The 23,920-nt window shown below is 44.6% G+C and carries 21 protein-coding genes; 9 read left to right on the top strand and 12 right to left on the bottom strand.

Features of this window, described 5'->3' with window-relative positions; all coding sequences use genetic code 11:
* The first annotated feature begins 233 nt into the window (after positions 1-233).
* From DESDI_RS04520 to DESDI_RS18385, 4 genes are all read left to right on the top strand, one after another.
* Positions 234-2,021 (top strand): thiamine pyrophosphate-binding protein, encoded by a 1,788-nt coding sequence (locus DESDI_RS04520; protein WP_015261458.1) that lies wholly within the window; start codon positions 234-236, stop codon positions 2,019-2,021.
* A gap of 26 nt (positions 2,022-2,047) precedes the next feature.
* Positions 2,048-2,836 (top strand): hydroxypyruvate isomerase, encoded by a 789-nt coding sequence (hyi, locus tag DESDI_RS04515; protein WP_015261457.1) that lies wholly within the window; start codon positions 2,048-2,050, stop codon positions 2,834-2,836.
* A gap of 24 nt (positions 2,837-2,860) precedes the next feature.
* Positions 2,861-3,772, top strand: a complete 912-nt coding sequence (garR, locus tag DESDI_RS04510; protein WP_427846166.1) for a 2-hydroxy-3-oxopropionate reductase — start codon at positions 2,861-2,863, stop codon at positions 3,770-3,772.
* A gap of 217 nt (positions 3,773-3,989) precedes the next feature.
* Complete coding sequence (locus DESDI_RS18385; RefSeq protein WP_015261455.1) at positions 3,990-4,118, top strand: hypothetical protein; 129 nt, start codon at positions 3,990-3,992, stop codon at positions 4,116-4,118.
* Between the two features lie 119 nt (positions 4,119-4,237).
* Here DESDI_RS18385 and DESDI_RS04505 read toward each other — a convergent pair whose 3' ends face one another.
* Positions 4,238-5,476 (bottom strand): MFS transporter, encoded by a 1,239-nt coding sequence (locus DESDI_RS04505; protein WP_041219729.1) that lies wholly within the window; start codon positions 5,474-5,476, stop codon positions 4,238-4,240.
* Positions 5,477-5,985: 509 nt separating this feature from the next.
* Positions 5,986-7,899, bottom strand: a complete 1,914-nt coding sequence (gene cooS / locus DESDI_RS04500) for an anaerobic carbon-monoxide dehydrogenase catalytic subunit (protein ID WP_015261453.1) — start codon at positions 7,897-7,899, stop codon at positions 5,986-5,988.
* A 231-nt stretch (positions 7,900-8,130) separates the two neighbouring features.
* On the opposite strand from cooS, the gene putP reads away from it, so the two are divergent.
* Positions 8,131-9,591: a sodium/proline symporter PutP gene (putP, locus tag DESDI_RS04495; protein ID WP_015261452.1), complete on the top strand. Its 1,461-nt coding sequence runs from the start codon at positions 8,131-8,133 to the stop codon at positions 9,589-9,591.
* Positions 9,592-9,777: 186 nt separating this feature from the next.
* Here putP and DESDI_RS04490 read toward each other — a convergent pair whose 3' ends face one another.
* The gene (locus DESDI_RS04490; protein WP_015261451.1) at positions 9,778-11,211 is read right to left on the bottom strand and encodes an NAD(P)/FAD-dependent oxidoreductase; all 1,434 of its coding nucleotides are present in this window, start codon (positions 11,209-11,211) and stop codon (positions 9,778-9,780) included.
* 349 nt (positions 11,212-11,560) lie between these two features.
* Here DESDI_RS04490 and DESDI_RS04485 point away from each other — a divergent pair, with 349 nt between their 5' ends.
* Together DESDI_RS04485 and DESDI_RS04480 are read left to right on the top strand one after the other, a co-directional pair.
* On the top strand, positions 11,561-12,814 hold the full coding sequence (locus DESDI_RS04485) for a Y-family DNA polymerase (RefSeq protein WP_015261450.1): 1,254 nt from the start codon (positions 11,561-11,563) through the stop codon (positions 12,812-12,814).
* Positions 12,815-12,862: 48 nt separating this feature from the next.
* Positions 12,863-13,123, top strand: a complete 261-nt coding sequence (locus DESDI_RS04480) for a hypothetical protein (protein ID WP_015261449.1) — start codon at positions 12,863-12,865, stop codon at positions 13,121-13,123.
* Between the two features lie 141 nt (positions 13,124-13,264).
* Here the strand turns inward: DESDI_RS04480 and DESDI_RS04475 are convergent, their stop codons facing one another.
* The 3 genes from DESDI_RS04475 to DESDI_RS04465 form a co-directional block, all read right to left on the bottom strand.
* Positions 13,265-13,933, bottom strand: a complete 669-nt coding sequence (locus DESDI_RS04475; protein WP_015261448.1) for a DedA family protein — start codon at positions 13,931-13,933, stop codon at positions 13,265-13,267.
* 396 nt (positions 13,934-14,329) lie between these two features.
* The gene (cysK, locus tag DESDI_RS04470; RefSeq protein WP_015261447.1) at positions 14,330-15,265 is read right to left on the bottom strand and encodes a cysteine synthase A; all 936 of its coding nucleotides are present in this window, start codon (positions 15,263-15,265) and stop codon (positions 14,330-14,332) included.
* A gap of 184 nt (positions 15,266-15,449) precedes the next feature.
* Entirely contained in the window at positions 15,450-16,376 is a 927-nt protein-coding gene (locus DESDI_RS04465) for a LysR family transcriptional regulator (protein ID WP_015261446.1), read from the bottom strand.
* A gap of 147 nt (positions 16,377-16,523) precedes the next feature.
* Here DESDI_RS04465 and DESDI_RS04460 point away from each other — a divergent pair, with 147 nt between their 5' ends.
* On the top strand, positions 16,524-17,561 hold the full coding sequence (locus DESDI_RS04460) for a YeiH family protein (RefSeq protein ID WP_015261445.1): 1,038 nt from the start codon (positions 16,524-16,526) through the stop codon (positions 17,559-17,561).
* A 100-nt stretch (positions 17,562-17,661) separates the two neighbouring features.
* Here the strand turns inward: DESDI_RS04460 and DESDI_RS04455 are convergent, their stop codons facing one another.
* The 6 genes from DESDI_RS04455 to DESDI_RS04425 all read right to left on the bottom strand — a co-directional run bounded on the left by DESDI_RS04455 (position 17,662) and on the right by DESDI_RS04425 (position 23,103).
* Positions 17,662-18,951, bottom strand: coding sequence for a homocysteine synthase (locus DESDI_RS04455; protein WP_015261444.1), 1,290 nt, complete (start codon positions 18,949-18,951; stop codon positions 17,662-17,664).
* A gap of 326 nt (positions 18,952-19,277) precedes the next feature.
* Positions 19,278-19,721: an RrF2 family transcriptional regulator gene (locus DESDI_RS04445; RefSeq protein ID WP_015261442.1), complete on the bottom strand. Its 444-nt coding sequence runs from the start codon at positions 19,719-19,721 to the stop codon at positions 19,278-19,280.
* A gap of 319 nt (positions 19,722-20,040) precedes the next feature.
* On the bottom strand, positions 20,041-20,436 hold the full coding sequence (locus DESDI_RS04440; RefSeq protein ID WP_015261441.1) for a DUF2500 domain-containing protein: 396 nt from the start codon (positions 20,434-20,436) through the stop codon (positions 20,041-20,043).
* A gap of 150 nt (positions 20,437-20,586) precedes the next feature.
* Positions 20,587-21,252 carry a P-II family nitrogen regulator gene (locus DESDI_RS04435; RefSeq protein ID WP_015261440.1) on the bottom strand — a complete coding sequence of 222 codons (666 nt, stop codon included), beginning with the start codon at positions 21,250-21,252 and terminating at the stop codon, positions 20,587-20,589.
* Positions 21,242-22,735, bottom strand: coding sequence for a DUF1538 domain-containing protein (locus DESDI_RS04430; RefSeq protein ID WP_015261439.1), 1,494 nt, complete (start codon positions 22,733-22,735; stop codon positions 21,242-21,244). Before DESDI_RS04430 ends, DESDI_RS04435 begins: the two co-directional genes overlap by 11 nt.
* A gap of 32 nt (positions 22,736-22,767) precedes the next feature.
* On the bottom strand, positions 22,768-23,103 hold the full coding sequence (locus DESDI_RS04425) for a helix-turn-helix domain-containing protein (protein ID WP_015261438.1): 336 nt from the start codon (positions 23,101-23,103) through the stop codon (positions 22,768-22,770).
* A gap of 299 nt (positions 23,104-23,402) precedes the next feature.
* Here DESDI_RS04425 and DESDI_RS04420 point away from each other — a divergent pair, with 299 nt between their 5' ends.
* Positions 23,403-23,708, top strand: coding sequence for a zinc-ribbon domain containing protein (locus DESDI_RS04420; RefSeq protein WP_015261437.1), 306 nt, complete (start codon positions 23,403-23,405; stop codon positions 23,706-23,708).
* Positions 23,709-23,920 lie beyond the last annotated feature (212 nt).

Here is a 23,920-nt window from a genome sequence, read left to right as displayed (position 1 = left end):
AAAATGCTGTTAGACTTTCAGGATTAACCAGTGAGCCCCTCATTTCGACTATTGAAAGAAAATCTCTGGACCACTAAGGAGCTCTAGATGATAATAGTATCATATTGTGAAACTCAGTTTTGCACATCGAAACAAGCACTCTTGGCAATTCTTCTGCACGGTTTAGGAAATCGATATTTCAACCATTTAACTGTGAAACACTGTTTTATTATTTAAAATAAGGAGGAGTTATTATGGCACTTTGGGGAAATGAAAACGACGCCACCACTTTTGAGGGGTCTTCGGATACGAGCAAGGAGCGCATGACAGGAGCTCAGTTTATCGCCGCCTTTTTAGAAAGAAGAGGGGTCAAGCAAGTCTACGGGATTCCCGGAGCAGCCATTCTTCCCTTCTACGATGCTATACGGGAGCGAAACTTTGCATCTTATAACGTCCGCCATGAGCAAACCGCGATCTTTATGGCTGATGGTTTTGCTCGAACCACCGGTCAGGTAGGAGTTTGTGCCGCCACATCAGGCCCCGGAGCCACCAACTTTCTGACAGGCCTGTATAGTGCCTACAGCGACTCGATTCCCCTACTGGCTTTAACCGGTCAGGTCCCCACTTCCTTAATCGGTAAGGATTCCTTTCAAGAAGCCCCCATCCTAGAAATGGCTCGCCCTGTGACCAAGGCCGCTTATCAGATCATGAAAACAGCAGATCTTCCAACGATCATGAACGAAGCCTGGCAACTAGCCACAACGGGCAGAAAAGGTCCTATCTTGCTGGATCTGCCCTTGGATGTGCAGAAAGGGAGCTTGGCAGTTGATTGGAATGCTCTTGATGCCGCTTTGGATTTAAATTTACAAAGCTCACCCAAGCAGGAAATTGCGCAGAGCGAATTGAATACTATCCACACAATGCTCTGCGAAGCTAAGACGCCAACTCTACTGGTAGGTGGAGGGGTTGCTCTTGGTAACGCATCGGCAGAGCTGCTCGATCTGGCTGAGCTTCTGCACATCCCCGTGGTATCCAGCCTAATGGGCAAAGACGCCTTTCCCAACGATCATCCTCTCTATGCAGGGTTGATGGGCACTATGTGCCAAACCCCTCTAGGGAATAAAACCATCCTCGAATCAGATCTAATCATCAATCTCGGCGGACGTTTTGATGGTCGCGGCACTGGAGATGTAAAGCAGTTTAAAGCTGGACGAAAAGTGATTCATATCAATCTCGACAAGCAAGAGCTCTCTCGCCATATTCCCACAGAGATTTCCTTAGCCGTGGATATCAGGGACTTCATAGACCAGTTTCTCAATTTACTACGGGACAAAAACTACTCCCCAAGCGCTCAGGCTCAAGCCCGCATTCACTCGCTTCAAGAGGAACGGACCCGTTTAGCCCGCCAAACGGTGTTCAACACTTTCCCTCTCAAGCCCCAGCAAGCCATTGCTGAGGTACGTGGAGCCCTCGACAGAGATGCGATTTTAACTCTGGATTGTGGCATTAGTCAAATCTGGACAACACAGCTTTACGATGCCTATGTCCCCCGCTCCTTCCTGATCACTGGTCGGGCCGGAACCATGGGCTGGGGATTGGGAGCGGCACTGGGAGCAAAGCTTGCTTTTCCGGAGCGTCAAGTTGTTAACCTTTTAGGGGATGCGAGCCTTGGGATGTCCCTACAGGAGCTGGCCACGGCTGCCAAACACAATATTCCTGTCGTTGTGGTGGTATTAAATAACTCTCTCTTTGGCTTGATCCGTCAACAGCAAAATCTTCTTTTTAACCAACGTTGCATTTCTACGGATCTTGAGTACGAGAATCGCGTACAAGGTCATTCCCGAGGGCTGGACTTTGTGGCAACTGCTCAGGGCATGGGCGTGGAAGCGGAATTGGTCGATAAACCCGGCAAGCTTCCAGAAGCCTTACAAAGAGCCTTTAGTAGCGACCGTCCTTATCTAATAGAAGTTTTAGTCGACCCCACAGCCCAATGCTCCGTTTCCCTGGATGGAACCTTAACAGGTGTCCGCGAACTAGAGTGACAAAGAATTTAGGGAGGAATCAACACATGTTTGTAAAAAAAGAAAACCTCGTTGCCAATTTGTCCTTTCTCTTTACCGATTTGCCCCTTCTGGATCGCTTCAAAGCGGCCAAAGCAGCCGGACTGAAACGAGTGGAATTCATGTTCCCCTACGATTATGAGCCAACCGAGCTCAAAGGAGCCCTAGATGTCAACGGTTTAGAACTGGTCCTCTTTAATCTTCCCGCCGGAAATTGGGATGCCGGCGAACGCGGGATCGCCCTCGACCCCAGCCGCCAAGAAGAATTTCGAGCAGGGGTGGCCAAAGCCATCACCTTCGCCCAAGCTCTCCAGGTTAAACAAGTGAACTGCTTGGTGGGTAAAGCTCTTCCTGACCAATCAACGGAAGTATTATGGTCAACCCTAATTGCCAATATTCGCTATGCAGCTGAACAACTCCAAGCTGCCGGTGTTAAACTACTGGTTGAGCCACTCAATCACCTTGATGCACCCGGATTCTTTCTTAATACGACAGACGACGTGCTCAATGTCATTTCGGCATCGGAGAGTGATAATGTTTTTCTCCAATACGACACCTATCACGCGGCCCGCGAAGGAGAAGATCTCTTGCAAGTCTTACGTGATAAACTTCCTCAGATCGCTCACATCCAAATTGCTGATAACCCCGGACGTCATCAGCCCGGTACCGGCGAACTTGATTACCATACCTTTTTTAAGACCTTAGAAGAAGTGGGTTATCCCTTTGCGGTCGCCATGGAGTATGTGCCCCAGCCGGATACGGTGACATCCTTAGGGTGGATTAAGGACTTTGAGTAAGCTGCACGGAAGTGTGATAGAAAAATTTACGAGGAGGTACTCAAAATGAAAATTGGTTTTATTGGCTTAGGTATTATGGGCAAACCCATGAGTTTAAATTTACTCAAGGCCGGTCATGAGCTGGTTGTCTATAATCGCAGTCAAGGGTCCGTTCAAGAATTAGTTAAGGCCGGTGCCGAGGCCGGCCTATCTCCCAAGGATGTGGCCGAACGTTGCTCCCTGATTATCACCATGGTTCCCAACTCTCCCCAAGTCAAGGAAGTGATTCTCGGCGAAAACGGAGTGATTGAAGGCGCCCAACCTGGTAGCATGGTGATCGATATGAGCTCTATTGCACCGGGCGCTAGTCAAGAAGTGGCCCAAAAGCTGGCTGAGAAAAGCATTCGTTTCATGGACGCACCCGTCAGCGGTGGTGAACCTAAAGCTATTGAAGGAACCCTATCCATCATGGCCGGCGGGAATCCTGCCGACTTCGAGGAATTCCTTCCTATATTAAAGGCCATGAGCTCTTCAGCTGTACTTTGCGGTAATGTAGGCGCTGGAAATGTAACAAAGCTTGCTAACCAAGTCATCGTCGCCATCAATATCGCAGCGGTTTCTGAGGCCTTGACCCTCGCCACTAAGGCTGGAGCGAATCCTGAAACGGTCTACAAAGCTATCCGAGGCGGGTTAGCAGGAAGTACTGTCATGGACGCCAAAGCGCCGATGATGTTTGAACGCCGCTTTGACCCAGGCTTCCGCATTAATCTTCATATAAAAGACCTCAACAACGTCTTGGAAACCGGACACGATATCGGCTCTCCTCTACCACTGACCGCTTCAGTCATGGAAATGATGCAAACTCTAAAACACAGCGGTCTAGATCAAGCGGATCATAGTGCCTTAGTCCAATATTACGAAAAGCTAGCTGATATCGAAGTGAACAACGAAGCCTAAGCCTCTTCAGTTGATTATGATTCGATAATGCTATATACCCACAATATATACCCCACTTTCCCCACTCCATTGAGTGGGGATTTTTTATGTACCATTATATTTCCGATTCATATATTTAGGATGTTTGTTTAACTATCTTCACATAATAAGAAAGGCAAACCAACCTAATCATCAATAATTAACAATCCATAATCTAGAATCCTCGAGGAGGGAACACATGAAAAAATCGGGCGAGATTCAAAGACGACCTGAAGGGAGAAATAGCGCTAAGTATGAATCACGTAGTGCCCAGGAGAAGCAAGCCCAGAAAAAGGAAAAGGACCCTTCAGTATTAGAACAATCCTAGAATCCAGAGCCATTCAAAATCAATTTTTGAATGGCTCTAAAAATGCGTGACCTCTACTACCCTGGCGTTTTTACTGTAATGAGTTATTCATAGCAATGGGCTATCCTATGGCAATGCTACTATTTAGCAATGGCTTTCACTCTCTTATGGAGTGTGATTTGCCTTTCACGATATTCTAGCATTTTCATTAAGGCGGTAAACATCAAAGTTGATACCCCTAAGGCTATCCACCCTGTTCCCATTTCTATGTAGGTTAAGGCAATTCCCATACCGAGAGGACCTAAGGTATAGCCCGAATCAAAAATGATGGCTAGGGTTGAGGTCATTCTCCCCCGATGGGAAGCTGGGGTATTATCCGCCACAAAGGGTGATACCGTAATCGCAAGTATGATCTCTCCTAGGGTAAAGATAAATGCCCACAGGAATAAAAACTCCAACGAATGTAGCACCCCAATCATACCAAAGCCAACGGCGTAGAGTATTCCTCCAATCACCGCTCGTCGCAAGTAAGGAAGATGCCCGGCGAAGCGGGTGACAATCGGGGTAAAGACCATGACGATAAAGCCGTTAAAGGCTGCTACGAATCCAAAATACTGGGCTCCCATAACGGGATAGTCCTTCATAATCTGCATAGGAAGCATAAATGACCATTGCGAATAGGTGAAGTTATAACCGAACATAATCAGGGCAAAGAAGATGAGCAAGGGACGTAGTCGTATGACCTTGAAAATCGACCCTTCGACACTACGCTCTAGGTAACGTTCCTCATCTCGAATCTCTTCCTGAGCCTTGGCAATCGTCTCCTTAATAAAGATAACGATAAGAATTAAGGACAGAAAAATCGCCAAGCTCTCTCCGATAAAGACCCAAGGGAGATGATGTCGATAAAGGAATCCCCCTAAAATAGGACCAATTGCAAAACCAATATTCCAGCCCATATAGGAAAGAGAATAGGCACCACTTCGATTAGCAGGGGTTGTGAGGTCAGCAATAAGGGAGTCGTAAGCCGGCTTAGTCGTTGAACTTAAGGCTGCCGCAAGGATGATGAGATGAATCATCTCCTGCGACGGCTCCATCAAGCCGATTCGAAAATAAAGCAACACTGCTAAGCCTGAAAATAAGACAATGATTCTTTTTCGACCAAAGTGATCAACAAGTTTACCACCGGAAAGTGCGGCCAACATGCTAACTATTCCGGATATGCAAAGATAAAAACCTGCCCTTCCCTCGGACAATCCAATACTCTGAGTCATAATAATGGTCATTAAGGGTCCCACAAAGGCCCCTATTGCATTGATAATACGGGCAACGAAGATAACATAGATTTCTCTGGGCATTCCACGATACGGATTAAGCATATTGCGTAGTATTGACATCTTCTATCTCTCTCTTCCGTCAATCAACAAAGCCACGGACTTCTCTCCAAAGAGAGTTCCGTGGCTTTATAAAAATAAATAAAGTCACGGTTATAGCCCGTGACTCCACCATCCATTTCCAATTCAATAAATGTCAATGGTCAAATGGGTAGTCTCAGGCCGTAGGATGAAATTACAGGATAACTGTTATACAAATAAGCTGGAGCAATAAATAAAGTCATAGTCACGGCCTCCTTTCTGACGTACGCTAAGTAAGATTTTTCCTATGTATTAAAACATTATTAAGTATACGTTTTACCGGGCAAGTCTGTCAATCCTCCTATTTACATTTTTTTCTTGTATCATTAAGTCTTTTACTTTAAGTCCCCTACAGGATTGGAGCATGTTCAGCATTTTACCTTGAAGAAGTGCTCAACCTTTCAGGTTATCTCATTCTATCCATAAGACGAAAAGGAGCGCCGGCTGATGCCCACACTCCTTACTGTTCCTATTTACTGCAATCCTAATCCTTTGCGTTTAGTTATGATGTGAGCCTCAATGCCTTGGGCCACTTCGACAGGGTCATCTCCGAGAGCGACCTTCCCTCCGGTCATCCCCTCTATATCTTCAGTCAACAGCTTGACTAATTGAGGGGCACCTGAGACAAAAGGAGTCGGTGAAAGATGGGTATATGCTCCGTAGGCGATAGCAAAGATACCATCAATCGTGGCCTTCTGCTCCATCCACTCGGGTGCTGTAACGGCAATAGGAAGTTGAGGAATATCCACATCCAAGTGATCCGCAAGAGCGGTTACCAGCATACTGATCCGTCCAGTGTCTGTACAGGTACCAAAGCTGAGAACCGGGGGAATTTTTAAGGCGGTACAAATCTCTTTAAGTCCTGAGCCCGCCAGATTCACGGCATCCATGTTGCACAGTCCGGCAACTTCTAAGGCGTGGTTTCCACATCCACCAGCGACCACAAGGATATCTCGTTTGATTAACTCCTTCGTCAGATTCACAGTATTCCAATCCTGAGGACCATTCCTTAAGGTTGAGCAGTTAGCCAAGGCGACGACACCTTTGATTTTCCCTGCTGCAATGACTTCGACTAAAGGGTCCAGCTTATTTCCCAAGGCCCCTAAGACAGCCTCTGTGGAGAATCCGGCGATTGCTTTCATCTTTTTCTGAGGAACTAAGGGTTTCACCTTATCTTTGCGCTTTTTAAAGTTTTCAATAGCCAAATCAATGAGTTTTTCGACGATAGTTTCCGTTTCTGATGGGTCATAAGGGAACTTATGTTGAAGTCCTGGGATATCAATAATCGTGCTGATAGAAACAAGGGTGGCTTGGTATTTCTCAGCATACATGTCAAGAGCCGGGGGGGAGCAGTTTTCTTCCATGGCAAAGACATCAACGGTCCCCGTGGCCATGAGAGGCTCGATTGCCAGCCAGTTGCCCATCAACCCTACAAAAACATCATCCACCTCAAAACGCTGTAGAAGCTCTTGTCCTGTCTCAATAGATCCAACCACCCGCAGACCTTTTGCCCCGGCGGCTCTTGCTTTCTCTTGAACATCAGCCGAACGCGCTCTTTCAATGGTTGCCGCACCAATCCAAGGCTGATGACCATTAAAGACAATATTGACATGTTCCGGGCACATAATCCCTAAGTCCACTTCGACTTCGTGAGGTTTGGGTGTTCCATAAAGAATATCTTGCACCATTTCCAGACCAATCTGAGAGTTGTAAATGGTGGCTAATCCTAAACGGAGGGCTTTGATAGCCAAGGAAACATGGTTGCCATCCACGTTGGTTAAACAGCTTGCTACACAGTTTTGTTCTTCATGAACTGTTCCAGAAGGGTATATATTCAGATCCCGCCAAACTTGCTTTCTCTTCTTCGGAGCAAAGGCTTCAACCATCAGGTTAGGCTCTTCCACTCCGACTCGCTGTTGATTCTCTAAAAGATCTGCCAGCTGAATAGCCATCTGGTTCGTATCTTGGTTCGTATTGATACCCAGCTTTTCGCACATCCACTTTAGTTTCTCGGGCTCCTTAATTTTAAAAGGGGTTTTTCCTTCGGCAGTGGCTTTCAAGGTGCGAAAGGCTTCATAAGCATGATGACTATATGTACCTGCACCCATAATATTTTGCAGGAGGAATTTTCTCATGGCCATCGCATCAGGACCGATACCGCAAACCCCTTTGTCCTGCCCTCCCTTATCGCTGATTCGGCAAGGACCATTAGAGCATAGCTGACAGCTTCGGCCTTCGAGACAGAACTTGCAGCGGATCTTTTCTTGAGATGCATAACGATCAAATACATTAGACATCTCATCTTCGCGGATTCTCTTGAGCATTTCCTCCACGGAATCGTGATAACTAACCCGGCCTTCGCTTTTTTCCAGAATCGATTCAGTCATTCGCTTCACTCCTTATTCTTTGAGCCGTTCTATAAGAAAAATATATACAACAAAGAGTTTGCGCCTTTTGAGCCATGAATATGTACCTGTTGTCGCTAATCTTTTATGAAAAATAATGTATACTTATTCATTTTCTACTTATCAACCTCTGGGCATTATGGTATCATGTGTACTATAATAGCGATTCATATATTTATAAAATATCAAAGAATTAAGGAGAGTGATATTGGAGTGATTGCTTTTTCGGTCATCTGCTATATGATCATGATGTTGTCCATCGGGTATTATTCCTATAGAAGGACCACAAATCTATCCGATTACATGATTGGAGGAAGAACCCTTGGCCCAGCGGTCACAGCTTTAAGCGCCGGAGCCTCCGACATGAGCGGTTGGCTGATGATGGGACTACCCGGAGCTATGTTTGTTTCCGGAATAAGCTCGGGCTGGATTGTCGCCGGCCTTACCATCGGTGCTTATCTCAACTGGCTTTATGTGGCACCACGTTTGCGCTCCTACACGGAAATCGCCAGTGATTCCATTACGATTCCTTCCTTTCTCGGACATCGTTTTCATGATACTACTCATGTGCTCCGTTTAGTATCCGCACTTGTCATTATTACCTTCTTTACTTTTTATGTTTCCTCGGGTCTAGTTTCTGGTGCCGTTCTTTTTAACACGACCTTCGGCATGGATTACCATACAGGTCTTTGGTTGATTCTTGCCGTCATTGTGGGCTATACCCTCATCGGCGGCTTTCTGGCTGTGAGCTTTACTGACTTCGTCCAAGGACTAATCATGGTTATCGCTTTGATTGCGGTCCCTGTCGTAACCCTCTGGTATACGGGCGGCCTTGGTGAAAGCATCACCACCATCCAAACCATTGATCCTAACCTTTTAAACATCTTTACCGGAACGACGGCCATCGGTATTATTTCCCTATTAGCATGGGGCTTGGGTTACTTTGGTCAGCCACATATCATTGTCCGTTTTATGGCCATTTCCTCAGTCGGCGAAATCAATCGATCCCGCAAAATTGGCATGAGTTGGATGATCTTCTCTGAAATCGGCGCTATGTTTACTGGTTTGGTGGGGATTGCCTACTTTTCTACTCATGGCCTGACCTTAGCCGACCCTGAGACAGTGTTCATTGAGCTGGGCAAAATTCTCTTCCACCCAATCATCACGGGATTCCTGATCTCTGCCATTCTTGCCGCAATTATGAGCACAATCTCCTCTCAGCTTCTGGTAACCTCGAGTTCCCTGACTGAAGATATCTACCGTATTCTGTTCCGACGCTCAGCTACAGATAAAGAGCTAATTTTCGTCAGCCGCCTTTGTGTTTTGTTGGTTGCTCTGCTGGCGACCTATCTGGCCTGGACCCAGAACGATACAATTCTTAACCTCGTAGGTTACGCTTGGGCGGGCTTCGGCTCTGCTTTTGGCCCTGTTATTCTATTGAGCCTCTACTGGAAACGAATGACCAAGTGGGGAGCACTAGCCGGTATGGTTATGGGTTCACTCACCGTTATCCTTTGGGAACAGTTCCCTGCCTTCAGCGCTGTCTATGAAATTATTCCTGGTTTCATCGTCGGCCTGCTCTCAATTATCATCGTCAGTCTTTTGACAGCTGAACCTTCAAAAGCTGTTCAAGATGAGTTTGATAGATCTGCAGCTGAGACCAAAGGTATATAGGCAAAAGCAAATCTCATTAATCAACAGCAACCCTCCATAGAATATTTGACTGCTATAGGGCAAAATTAAAGTGCACCCTCAAATGTTGGACACGAAATCTAACATTCGGAGGTGCACTTTTTTATATAGCAAATTCAGTAAAGAGTTCAGCTTAAACCTACTTCTAGGAGCGGAAGATGAGCGGTTTTAGCCATTCTCCTCCATGATATTGCGAGCAATCATCACTCCGCAGGCTTCAGCCTGGGCTAGACCGCGAGTAATCCCCGCACCGTCTCCCCCCGCATAAAGTCCCCCAATTTCGGTTTCAAAATTGCTTTTTAGCTTCGGACGCGAGGAATAGAATTTGGCTTCAACTCCGTAAAGCAAGGTGTGTTCAGAGGCAATCCCCGGCGTTACTTTATCGAGAGCTTCAATCATCTCTATAATGCTTTTCATGGTGGAATAAGGAAGTACAAGCCCTAGATTGCCAGGAACAGCTTCTTTTAAGGTGGGCTCGACGAAGCTCTCCTTGATCCTCTTCTCTGTCGAGCGGCGTCCTTTCATAATATCCCCAAAGGTCTGAACTAAGACACTGCCGTTGGATAAGTCATTGGCCAGTCGGGAAATATTCTTGGCATACTCTGTAGGCTTATTAAAAGGATAGGAGAAGTTATGGGAAACCAAAAGGGCAAAGTTCGTATTATTGCTGCCTAGATTCTTATCACGATAAGCATGTCCGTTGGCCAGCATCACACCCGTGTGATTTTCAATAACCACATGACCGGAAGGGTTGCTACAGAAGCTTCTTACTGTCGTACCTACGGAAGTCCGATAGAGGAACTTTCCTTCGTACAAGTTCTCATTAATATCTTCCATGATAGTGTCCAGGGTCTCGACCCGAACCCCCACATCCACTTGGTTGCTGCTCATTTCCAACTTGTATTTCTTTAAGGCATCAGCAAACCACTCTGAACCATCCCGACCGGGAACCACCACAACCTTAGGTGCATAGTACTCCTCGCCCTTAGCGGTGCGGATTCCCTTGACCTGCAGGTGTCCTGCCCCTTCATCTGCGATGATGTCGGCAACTTCTGTTTCGAAAACCATATCGATTTTGCCTTTAAGAAACTCGTAGATGTCCTTAAGAATTTCCAGGTTTAATTCCGTTCCCAGATGGCGAACTTGAGCGCGGAGCAATTTCAGGCCAGCTCCTAAAGCTTTCTTTTCAATTCCCTTTACTATAGGAGTATTGGGATCCGTTAGGGCGGAAGTGGCTCCATGCTTTAGGTTAATCTCATCCACATATTTAATCAGGCTTAAGACTTCTGAAGGAGGCAGGTATTCGGTGAGCCATCCCCCAAACTCTGTGGTTATATTAAACTTCCCATCCGAATAAGCTCCGGCACCACCAAAACCATTGGTGATTGAGCATGCCGGTGTACAGCTGGCAAACTCCCTTTGCTTATTAGGCGGCGGGCATTTAGAAAGGGTCTTTTTTAAAATAGGACAACTGCGTTTATAGATATCCCGGCCTTTTTCAATCAAAAGGACAGAGAGCTGGGGGGCCTTGATTGCTAATTCATAACTTGCAAAAATTCCGGCGGGACCTGCCCCAATGATGATCACGTCATACTTTTTCAAGATTTTTTCCTCCTCGGTTAAAGCTTGACACCACGCAAACCTTATAAACTATACCTTATGTTCTTGAATAATTCAACCCTAAATTCGAACATTTCATTAAAATTACGCTGTTTCGTTTGGATTGAACGAGGCCGCGTTTTTAGAAAGGGATTCGGATTCAACCTTCTTTGATTATTAGTCCAGTACCGAGGTCAACTTTGGTTGATCTCGCCATCTTAAGCATAATCTAACAATAATAGAATGTTTGTTTCTATTGATATCGAACATATATTCGCATATAATAGATAAAGCAGAACTAAATTTAGCAGTTCATTGCAAAAAATGATTCCTCTTCAGGTGGTGCTTGATATTGAGCAAACATATTATCTTTCATATTGATGTGAATTCGGCGTATCTTTCTTGGGAAGCAGCTTACCGACTCCAGCAAGGGGATTCCTTGGATTTAAGGAGCGTCCCTTCTGTAGTGGGAGGAGATCCGTTGACCCGGCATGGTATTGTCTTAGCCAAATCTATACCTGCTAAAAAATACGATATCAAAACCGGAGAAACCTTATATTCTGCTCTCTCTAAATGTCCGGACCTGATTATTGCCAAGCCTAATTATCTCCTCTTTCGCCAATGCAGCCAAGCTTTAGGAGATATTTTAAAAGAGTATTCCCCTCTCATCCAGCAATTCTCCGTGGATGAATACTTTGTGGATTTCACCTCGCTGGATCAGCTTTGGGGAGATCCCCTTAAGGCGGCCTATCTCATCAAGGATCGGGTTAAGAACGAACTGGGCTTTACAGTGAATATCGGTATCTCTACCAATAAGTTATTGGCAAAAATGGCCTCGGAATTCCAAAAGCCCGACAAGGTCCATACTCTATTTTCTGAGGAAATCCCCGAAAAAATGTGGCCCCTACCCATCGAAGAGCTCTTCATGGTGGGAAGAGCAACCTCCCAAAAGCTTCTCTCGCGCAATATTAAAACCATTGGCGACCTGGCACACACCGATCCGCGCATCTTAAGAACAACTCTAAAAAGCCATGGCATCCTGATTTGGAATTATGCCCATGGGATTGAAAATTCCCCCGTTCGACCCGGCGGCCGCGTGAAAGTCAAAGGTATGGGCAATTCCACCACCCTGCCCTTCGATGTGGATAGTCGCAAGGAAGCTCACCTGGTCCTGCTCTCCCTTGTAGAAACCGTCAGCGCTCGTTTAAGACATGATCAGTATTTCGCCCAACTTGTAGCCGTTTCCTTTCGAACCCATGAATTTCTCTCATATTCTCATCAACGAAAAATCTCCCACCCCACAGACTGTACCAACGAAATCTGGGAGATCGCTTGTGAGCTCTTCGATGAGTTATGGAAGGGTCAACCCCTAAGACATATGGGCGTTCGGGTCTCTGAGCTTTGTCATAATGATTTTCTACAGTTATCCTTCTTCGAAAGGGACTATGAGAAGGATCGGAAAATCGATCAGACCATCGACGTGATTCGAGAGCGCTTTGGCTCTCATTCCATCATGCGTTCTTCTTATCTTCACTCCGGCCTCAAGGCCATGACCGGAGGGGTAATAGCCGAAGAGGAATATCCCATGATGACCAGTTTACTTTAAGCTGCCATCAAAATCGCCCGACAACAAAATACAAGGAGGAATGTTTAAGTGAAGGTTATCATGCAACCCATTGAGATGGTGGCTCGTTTCAATGAGCAGGGCATTCCCCGTCCGGTAAAGTTTAAAGCCCGCTTCGAAGGGGTTCCTGTGGTCGTTTCCATTGATAAAATCATCCTAAAAACTGAGGAGAAGCTGGCCGGCAATCGCATGATTATTTTCCGCTGCCAAAGTGTCATCAATGGACTTCTCAAGGTGTTTGAGCTGAAGTATGAACTCAACACTTGCAAGTGGTTCTTAGCGAAGATGTAATAGGTTCTTAGCCAAAAAGAATAGTCCACGGCTGTCCTTTTGTTGGGACGAAAGCCGTGGACTTTTGTGTTGCACTTATTATTGCTTTGAACTTATTGTTTTGAACTACCATCTGACATCTGACCTTACTGCAGGGGAATCCTACTCGTTGTTAGCGCCTATTCTTTCCTGCGCTCTCTTCTGCAACCAGCTTTTAAGATAAGCATAAACCGGCGGTATTGCCGATGTTCCGATGATTGCAAAAATCACTAGAGTGAAGTTATCTCGCACGAAGGGCAAATTGCCAAAGAAAAAGCCTCCGAAAAGGGCGACCGTAACCCATAAGAGGGCTCCGATGAGATTGTAAGAAAGAAATCGCATATACTTCATGGCGCCGACACCTGCCACAAAGGGAGCAAAGGTCCGAATGATGGGTAGAAAACGGGCAATGATAATGGTCTTTCCCCCGTGTTTTTGATAGAACTTCTGCGTCTTCAGCAGATTCTCATGATTAAGGAAACGTATTTCCTTTGAGAATACCTTGGGCCCAAGGTAGCGTCCGATCTCGTAATTGACAGTGTCGCCAAGGACAGCAGCCCCCAGAAGTAAGAAAAACAAAATCTTAATATCCAATGCCCCAGCAGCGGCAAAAGTCCCCGCCACAAAAAGCAAAGAATCTCCGGGAAGAAACGGAGTCACAACCAATCCCGTTTCCGCAAAAATAATCAAAAAAAGTATGAGATACGTCCATAATCCATAGGCACTAATAATTTCACCAAGATGCTTGTCCAAATGAATGAATATATCAATCACAGTTTGTAAAAATTCCAAGATTGAACCTCCTATTTTTTAGCCTATCCGTCGCAAAAGAAACTTCAATACTTCTTCGAATCATCATATCGTCTGCATTATCATATCGCCTCGAGGGGGAAAAATCAATTTATGAACGGCGAATTTAAGAAAAGTTTAATAAATACCTCGGAAAAGAAAACCAATAAAGAACCCAAAAAGAAAAACCGCCAATAAAGACGGTTCAGGGCGACAAGGGCAAACCCTTGTCTATATAAAAAGTTAGGAGAAGAATGTTATATGCATCATAACACACTAAATTAAAATGCAAGTGAAGAAATCGTAAACTCTTTGTTAACATTGTGTGAAAATAAGTTAAGCGCCCTTTGACACCTGTCTCCTATGAAGACGAGTGTCAAAGGACGGGTTAGTCCTGTGTTAATCTTCTTGGAATAAGACGGTCGAGAGATATCTTTCTCCTGTGTCCGGGAGAAGGACAACAATCTTTTTACCCTTATTCTCTGGTCTCTTAGCAATTTGCGTGGCTGCATAAGCTGCTGCACCGGAGGAAATCCCTACAAGAAGGCCTTCGGTTTTCGAGAGCTTTCTGGAGGTTTCGAAGGCTTCTTCATTTTTCACCTGATAGATTTCATCAATGATTTCAGAGTTATATACACCAGGAACAAAGCCGGCACCAATACCTTGAATCTTATGGGACCCAGGGTTTCCTCCTGATAAGACAGGGGAATCGAGAGGCTCCACAGCTATAACCTTTACCCCTGGTTTTCTCTCCTTAAGCACTTCGCCCACACCCGTTACGGTGCCACCGGTACCGACTCCGGCGATAAAGATGTCCACCTCTCCATCCGTGTCTCGCCAAATTTCTTCGGCAGTGGTTTTTCTATGAATTTCAGGGTTAGCCGGATTGTTAAACTGTTGCGGAATAAAGGCATTTTCATATTCTGTCGCTAATTCTTCGGCTTTTTGAATAGCACCTTTCATCCCAGCGGGTCCCGGGGTAAGAATAAGCTCAGCTCCGAGGGCTTTGAGAAGGTTTCTTCTCTCCGCACTCATCGTTTCCGGCATGGTTAAAATCAAACGATAGCCACGAGCAGCAGATACGAAGGCCAGAGCGATCCCTGTGTTGCCACTAGTCGGCTCAATAATCACGGTGTCCTTGGTGATTAAACCTCTTTCTTCGGCATCTTTAATCATGGCATAACCAATTCTGTCCTTAACACTGGAAAGGGGGTTGAAGTATTCGAGCTTCGCTATTACAGTGGCTTCTAATTCATTGGCTTGATTGTAATTGGACAACTCTAAAAGTGGGGTATTTCCGATAAGGTCAGTTAAACTCTTGGCAATCTTTGACATGGTGTTTTCCTCCCTAATAATAAACTTAAGCAATCGACGTCTGTCTTTGCGTGTAATGTCCGGTTTATTATTCCTAGTATTCTTATATGTTTTGTTGCCTTTATTTTAATACGGCCTCTCGGAGCTGTCAAGAGCAAATTCAAGAAAGCTTAGTGCATCCTGAAGTTTAAATGTTCAATTTTTATTATTCTACAGCGTCCGCCGAAATACTCTCATGCTTATCCTGGCCAAACTGACTCAGCTCAGTGAGAAAGACCTCGGCAGCCTTGGTGAAATAAGTATCGTATCCTCTGACAATCACAAAATCCCGCGCTAGATAAGGACAGCTTTTGTCGAGGGGTATGGTCATCAATTCTTTGGTCTTTAATTCTTTTTGGATAATTAATTTAGATACCATGGCAATACCCAAACCGCTGATGACTGCCGCCTTAACTCCTGTATTACTGCTGAATACATAAGAATGTTGCATTTTTATTTTTAAAGCTTGCATAAAATGATCGCTAAATTCCCGAGTTCCAGAACCCGCCTCACGGAGAATCCAGACGAAGCCTTGGAGGTCCTTTGCCGAAACGCTCCTAATTTTCGTTAATGGATGCCCCGCGGGAGCGATCAAAATCATCTCATCTTCCATGAAAGGCTCAACCATAAACTCCCTCTCATTCACTACTCCTTCTACTAAAGCGATATCTAACCGATTTTGGCGTAATCCTTGGGCAATCTCTTCCGTATTCGCTATCGTGACCGAAATGTTGAGATTGGGATATCCGGTCGCCATTTGGCTGATGAGTTCCGGCAGAATATATTCCCCAATGGTGAAGCTTGCCCCGATCCGCAGAGTTCCTGTAACTACACTTTGGATTTGGTTGATTTTCTCTTTCGCTTCTTTGTACTGATTAATAATCCTAGTGGCTTCCTCATAGAAAATCTCTCCAGCTGGAGTAAGTTCTACATGCTTTGATGATCGATTGATTAGCTTTGTCCCAAATTCATTCTCCAGATTACGGATATGTGAGCTAACAGCAGGCTGGGAAAGGAAGAGATCGTCCGCCGCTTTGGAAAAGCTTTTTTCTTCCGCCACTTTTCTAAAAATCTCCAACGGTTCAATAATCAAGAATATTACCTCCACTTTAGTTAGATTTTAACTTATAACATTTATCTATGTGATCTATTTGCAATTCAATTTGCATCATCTTCCCTATCAAGAGTAAAGTAAGCAGTATGTTAATTCCGTCTCTCTACTTTACTTCAGGAGGTTCTCATGTCAATTATAAACTACTTAGCAGAAAAAGCCGAACGTCCTTTTTATTCGAGCCTTAGTAATTACTCACCTTTTTTCTTTGGTGTTTTTTTTACAGTAGGCATTGCCGCTTTCGCCGTAGGGCTTGCCAACTTACCCGGTCTCAACAAGATTGGAGCTATGCTCTGCGCCATTTTTATTGCTGTTCTTTACCGCAATACTCTTGGCTATCCGGAAAGCTACCGAGTCGGCATTCAATTTTCAGCTCAGAAAATCCTCCGTTTTGCTATTATTCTATATGGCTTTCGCTTAAATATCCAACTTATCTTTCAGCAAGGCCCTTCGCTGCTGATCCAAGGCGGACTTACGATTGCAATCGCTATTATTACGACCCTTTTTGTCGCTAAATTGCTCAAGGCAGATCTGCAGCTTTCTCTTCTGCTAGGAATTGGCACCGGGATTTGCGGAGCTGCGGCTATTGCTGCAGTTTCTCCTATCCTCAAAGCAAAAGATGAAGATACTGCTATTGGAGTGGGTATCATTGCTTTAATCGGTACATTCTTTACTCTAGCCTATACTCTACTCTATCCCTATTTAGGTCTTACTCCCGCTCAATACGGAATGTGGAGCGGAATCAGCCTCCACGAGATTGCTCATACCGCTGCGGCCGCCGGCCCCGTGGGGTCGGAGGCTTTAACTACAGCGTTAATGGCCAAGTTAGCAAGAGTCTTCCTCTTAATCCCCGTCAGCTTCATTCTGCTCTGGTGGGTGCGTCGTAATTCAAAAGAAGAAAAAGACCCAACTCAAACAGCTTCCTTTCCTTGGTTCTTACTAGGATTCATCTTGACAAGTATTATCGGGACGTATTTCTCTATCCCCACTGTAATCTTAGATAGCATCGCAACCCTCTCCACCTTTTTGATGACTGCCGCTATGGTTGGCCTAGGCTTGAATGTTCATTTAGCAAGCTTACGTGCTCGTGCTCTCCGTCCTCTCCTAGCCATGTTTATTGCGTCTATTTTAGTTTCTACAGTCTCCTACCTCGCCCTAATTCTTTAAAAATATATGATAGCGTAAAGAAAAGGGATGTTCCAACAAAGGAACATCCTTTTTCTTTCGCATTAGCATTCATTTGTTTATTATCACACATCGTTGATGATTAGCCTACGGTTTTTCTTAGCGCTTGATCAAGATCATAGATAAGGTCGTCCGCGTCTTCAATGCCAATGGAAAGTCTGACCATATCCGGGGACACTCCCGCTGCCAGCAGATCCTTCTCCGACAATTGAGCGTGGGTCGTGCTGGCCGGATGAATGACCAGTGATTTGGCATCCGCAACATTAGCCAGCAAGGAGAATATTTCTAAGCTATCAATAAATTTCTTACCCGCTGCCACTCCCCCTTTGATGCCAAAGGTGAAGATTGAACCCGCTCCGTGGGGAAGATATTTTTGAGAGAGATCATAATATTTACTCTCTTTGAGGTTCGGGTAGTTGACCCAGGACACATGAGGATGGCTGTTTAAGAATTCCACAATCTTCCTCGTATTTGCCACATGTTTTTCCACCCGCAGCGATAAGGTTTCCAAACCTTGTAGGAATAAAAATGAATTAAAGGGACTTAGGCAGGCTCCCGTATCCCGCAAAAGCTGTACTCTGGCTTTGGTGATATAGGCAGCTGGACCAAGAGCCTCAACGTATTTTAGCCCGTGATAACTCTCATCTGGCTCCGTTAATCCGGGAAAGCGTCCACTACCCGCCCAATCAAACTTTCCTGAATCTACGATGACCCCACCGATGGATGAGCCATGACCGCCAATAAATTTCGTCGCTGAATGAACAACAATATCGGCTCCCCATTCGATAGGACGAATCAGGTAAGGCGTGCCAAAGGTATTGTCCACAATCAAAGGAACACCATTTTCATGGGCAATTTTGGCTACGGCCTCGATATCCACCAGGTTGATACCCGGATTACCGATAGTTTCTATATAAAGAGCTTTGGTCTTTTCCGTGATGGCCTTGCGGAAGTTTTCCGGATCATCGGGATTAACAAAAATCGTCTTAATCCCTAGTTTGGGTAAAGTCGCAGAAAAGAGGTTATAGGTTCCTCCATAAAGAGTGCTGGCTGAAACGATCTCATCGCCCATTTCAGCGATATTGAGCACCGCATAGGTGATGGCCGCAGAACCAGAAGCCACGGCAAGAGCTGCGATTCCGCCCTCTAAGGCGGCCATACGTTGCTCGAAAACATCCGTGGTCGGATTCATAATCCGGGTATAAATATTACCCGATTCTTTTAAGCCAAATAAATTAGCCGCATGCTCCGCATCATTGAACACATAGGATGAAGTCTGATAAATTGGCACCGCCCGTGAGCCTGTCGTTGGATCGGCTACTTGCCCGGCATGAACCTGCAATGTATCAAATTTCAATTTTCTCTCGCTCATTAGTTTCACTCCTTTAATCCTCATTAATCTACCCTAGCAAGACCGGAACTATTAGAGATCTTCGCAGTCCAAGTGTTATCTAGTATTTTAATATGTTTACTTGGCTTTAAACAGATTTTAATCACATTCTCTGCTTTTGTCAATACAAAATCACCCTGTATTATATATTTTTTATCTTTTTCGCTCTCTATCATCCAACAGATTTGCACAAAAAGACCTACTCTGGACCAAGACAAGAATTTTCATTCAGCAGTGCTGACGTAAACAGCATAGGAGTCTGATAGTATAAAAAAGCCGCCTCCAATCATCTGAAGGCAGCTTTACGCTTAAATATAATACATAATCGCACCATTTCCGCTCATCGCTTTATACTCCTGAACGAGATCTTCCAAGGTGATGGAATCCACAAATTCATTGATCCGTTCGGTCATCTGATCCCACACCTTAATTTGGATGCACTCCTGAATGCTTACCCCGCTATCATGATTCAATTCTTCATTGGCCACGGATAAATCTCCTTCCAAAACCCTAAGAATTGTACCCACTCTTATATCCGAGGCTTTATCTGCTAAGATATAACCGCCTTGTGCACCCTTCACGCTTTTGATGATTCCAGCCTTGCGCAAGGAGGAAAAAACCTGCTCTAAATAATTCTCAGAAATAGTTTGACGCTCTGCAATATTCGAAAGAGGAACATGCTCCCCCTGGGAATGAACTGCTAAGTCCAGCAATGCTCTTAGTCCGTATCTTCCTTTGGTCGATATCTTCATTACTTAACACTCCAAACTTAAGAATTCTGATTGGTTTAGTATCAATGTAATATGAATACTGAGCTTTGTCAAACTCCTAGGGGGTTCAATTATCTGACTGAGATATATCCTGTCTTCTCCACGAGACTTTGACCCTCTGCTGATAAAATCCACTGGATTAGCTTTTGGCTATTCCCATTGGTATTAGACTTTAGGGTCACTGCATACACCGGAACGGTGAAGGGATAGCTGGCATTGCGCACGTTTTCCGGGTGGGCAGAACCACCATCTGATTAAGTAGAGTAAGGACAAAATATCTTTTATTCGATTGCATGACGATCTAACTCCTCTCGGTGTCTCTCAATCGTTCAAAGCCTAAGTAACGTGTCCCTTGAAAGCTTAACCTTCCAATATCCTCCTCAGCCAACATCCCATACTCCTGGGCCCCCACTTGGAATTCCATCCTATCTCCACTCTCTACTTCAAAGGTCACATAATAGGTCGTGCTATGATGGTTATGAGATAGCCCGTTACCGCTGTTATGATGGTGAGATGTAACATGATCTCTCTTAGCTACAATCTGCGAGGGTACAATTAATACCGGCTGTGAATTATTATACTTCCAGGTCCGTATCCCTTGGATGATACCCATAAGTATTATCCCAAAAACAACAACAAACCCTATGGTTACCATGATCGGAACTATGGAGAACATCATATCCGATTGAATAAACAAATCCAAAGCGCCTCCTTATCGTGGTTTTAACACGTTATACTATTCTCGACTAGATTTAGATATCCTTCAAATTCCCCATTAATTTACAAGGACTTCCCGCTAAGCCGACTAGCTTAGCGGGAAGTCCTTGTAAATTTACTGCCTTTAAATTTATTGCCTTAAACCATAGGTTCGATTTACATCAAGTACAAAAATAATACCATGCCCCGGATTATCTATATGAAGCTCCTGACGAATGGCCGTGATAATCGCTTCAGTAGTAGAGGACTCTGCCAAAATCATCACGATTTCTTTCTCCGGTTCAATAGCCATAGAGAAAAGGGTATTTGTTTCATGGATACCCGAACCTCGAGCATTGATGATGGTTCCCCCTCTAGAGCCGGCTTTTGTCGCTGCTTCCATGACATCTTCGGCCATGCCCCTGTCGACAACGGTATAGATCGCATTGTACATTGGGTTTTCTGCACCTCGACTTTCATCTTCATGGCGATAACTATGATGATGTCCTACAAAACCCCTTACAGAGCTTATAAAGGCAATCCCGTGATTTGGCTTATGCAATGCCAGTTTTTCATTAAGTGCTGCGAGGGCGTTCTCCGCTGCTTTCTTTTCCCCAATCATCATAACAATTTCTTTGCGTATATCTGTTAAGTCTAACAGCTTCAGTATAGGATTATTGACCGTCCCTCGCCCTAAACAAATGGTCCCGCCGGATATTCCGTGCTGCTTGGCAAACTTGAGCACTTTAGTTCCCACCCCATGATTCACTACGAGGGAAATCAATTCAAATTCCAGTGTTGTAGGGCTATCCTTCATGTTGTTCTAACCCTTCCTTTACCGATTTAATCTTAAAAATAAACCCTAAGGTTTGCAGCGCAATAATCGGTGTCATAGCGACCATCGCAATAACTCCAAAACCATCGACCAGCACATTGGCCCCCTCAATCGCCTCCGCGGCGCCTTGAGCAAAGGCTAAAATAAATGTTGCCGTCATCGGTCCGGATGCAACCCCTCCGGCGTCAAAAGCTATTCCCACGAATAACTTAGGCACAAAATACATCATGAGAATGGAAACCACATAACCCGGCAAAAGAAAATGCCACAATTGAAGTCCGGGAACCAGGATTCTTACCATGGACAGGGCTACTGCAAAGGCAACGCCAATAGATAGAGCAATGAGCACCACCGGTCTCCTCACATATCCACTTGTAACATCTTCTATCTGATGTGTCAATACGTAAACAGCAGGTTCAGCTAAAACTACGACAAGTCCTATGAGAAAGCCAATACCAATGACAATCAACTTATTATCTAAAGCGGCTACGCTATAGCCGATCTTAGTTCCGACTTCCATAAAACCGGCATTAACACCCGTTAAAAATAGAACCAATCCGATAAAGGTATAAAGCAAACCCTTGAGCACTTTACGATAGGCTTTTTTAGATATTTTAAAAGAGACTTTCTGAAACACTAAAAACACTAGAATAATCGGTGCTAAAGCAATCAAAATTTCCCAGGCTACACTAGGCAATTTATGCATAAAAGGAGCAAGAACCGACGTCGAAGTTGCAGCAGCCTCCTGGAGGCTTCCCGTAATCTTATCTTGTTTTGACAAAATACTCATGATCATCACGGCTAGAATTGCCCCTGTGGATGTCACGGCCACGAGACCAAAGCTATCCTTTTCCGAAGCCTTGCCGTCCTTTTTCAAGGATGAAACTCCTAAAGCAAGCGCCAGCATGAAAGGCACTGTGAGCGCCCCGGTGGTTGCACCGGACGCATCAAAGGATATCGCGAGGAATTCCGAGGAAGTAAAGAAACTTAATCCCAAAATCAACAGATAGAGAACCGTCAGCAACTTATACAAAGGAATATTATAAACGATACGCACCAAACCGCAAGTGAGCATCATTGCAACACCAATGGATACCACAACCACAAGGCTCAGCTTAGATATCACTCCTGATGTCACCATATCCACTTGACCAGCTAGAATATGCAGATCTGGTTCGGCAATGGAAATAAAAAAGCCGAGCAATAAGCCAGCCCCAATAATGATCCACAATTTATTGCTTTTCGCTAAAGCTCCTCCCATGAGGGTACCTACTTTGCTAATGCCTATGTCCACCCCAAAAAGGAAAATTGCTAAGCCAAGAACAATGAATAAGGCCCCCAGAAGGAATCGAATGATTAAGTAGGGTTCTAGAGGGGTTATCGTGAAATTAAGAACCAATACGATGAAAACGATAGGGACAACGGACCATAAAATTTCTTTAAGTTTCTCTAAAAGTACACTCAAATAAACTTCCCTTCCCTTCTGTCTTTTAGTTTCTACACCTGCCGTCGCTTATGACGCAAGTATTCAATGAACTTTTCCACCTCCTCGAGCTCAAGTTCTGTTAGATCCTTCACATTGATTTCCCTACGGGAATGGCCCTCAGACGTTGAACTCTCATCGAGGTATCCCGCAACTTTCATCAGTTCGTTGTAATTTAGATGGAGAGCCAGAGCAATGGATTTGAGCACATTAGGAGATGGGTGCTTTCGTTCTCCATTTTCTAAGCGATAGATTTCTGTATGGCTCAAGTTTGCCAAGCTTGCCAATTTCCGAATAGAGATCTTTTGCGCTACTCTATGAACGGATAGATAATCTCCCAAAGCAACCATTTCAACACCTCTTCATTTTGTCCCAATCAACTTCACTTTTGCTCAATCAATTCGAACATTATATTTATTATCAACTTTAAAATTATAACATTCCTTGTATCCTCGTGTCACCAAAATTATCTTTTTTGGTGACACGAGGATACTATATACAATTGTTGACTCTATTTACAAATTTATGTATAATTAAATAAACTCGTTAGATTTTGCGGATGGAAAACCTTCTCGATTGCCTGTGGCTTTGGGGATCAAGGATACTACTTCCCAGTAACGGGTCGAATAAAATCTTGGAGGTTTTTTTGATGTTTGAAGACAAAGTATTATCCTGCAAAGACTGCGGCGCAGAATTCGTTTTCACAGCTTCAGAACAAGAATTTTACGCAGAAAAAGGCTTTACAAACGAACCCGGTCGTTGCCCTTCTTGCCGCGCAGCAAGAAAAGCACAAAGCCGTAACGGTGGTGGATACTCTTCACGCCCAGAAAGAGAAATGTTCCCTGCAACTTGCTCAACTTGCGGGAAAGAAACTACAGTTCCTTTCCAACCTACTGGTGACAAGCCTGTATATTGCCGTGATTGCTATACCCCTCGCAAACGCAGCAACTGGTAATTTCTAAAATCTACATGCGAACTTTGAGTTTAACGGCTCAGAGTTCTTTTTTTGTCCCCAATTGCAATACTTTCTTCCCCTTCGGCGCCAATCCTATCTAGACGAAAACCATGACCAAACCCGAGAGATTAAAAGTTAGTATTAAAGTTACCTATATAAATATTTATAATTCATATGTTAAACTTCCGTGAATTTACCCCAAAAATACTTGC

Origin of the sequence: Desulfitobacterium dichloroeliminans LMG P-21439 (assembly GCF_000243135.2) — a bacterium.
GTDB lineage: Bacteria > Bacillota > Desulfitobacteriia > Desulfitobacteriales > Desulfitobacteriaceae > Desulfitobacterium > Desulfitobacterium dichloroeliminans.
The sequence above is the reverse complement of the archived record's forward strand: the minus strand, read 5'-3'. Positions and strand labels throughout refer to the sequence as shown.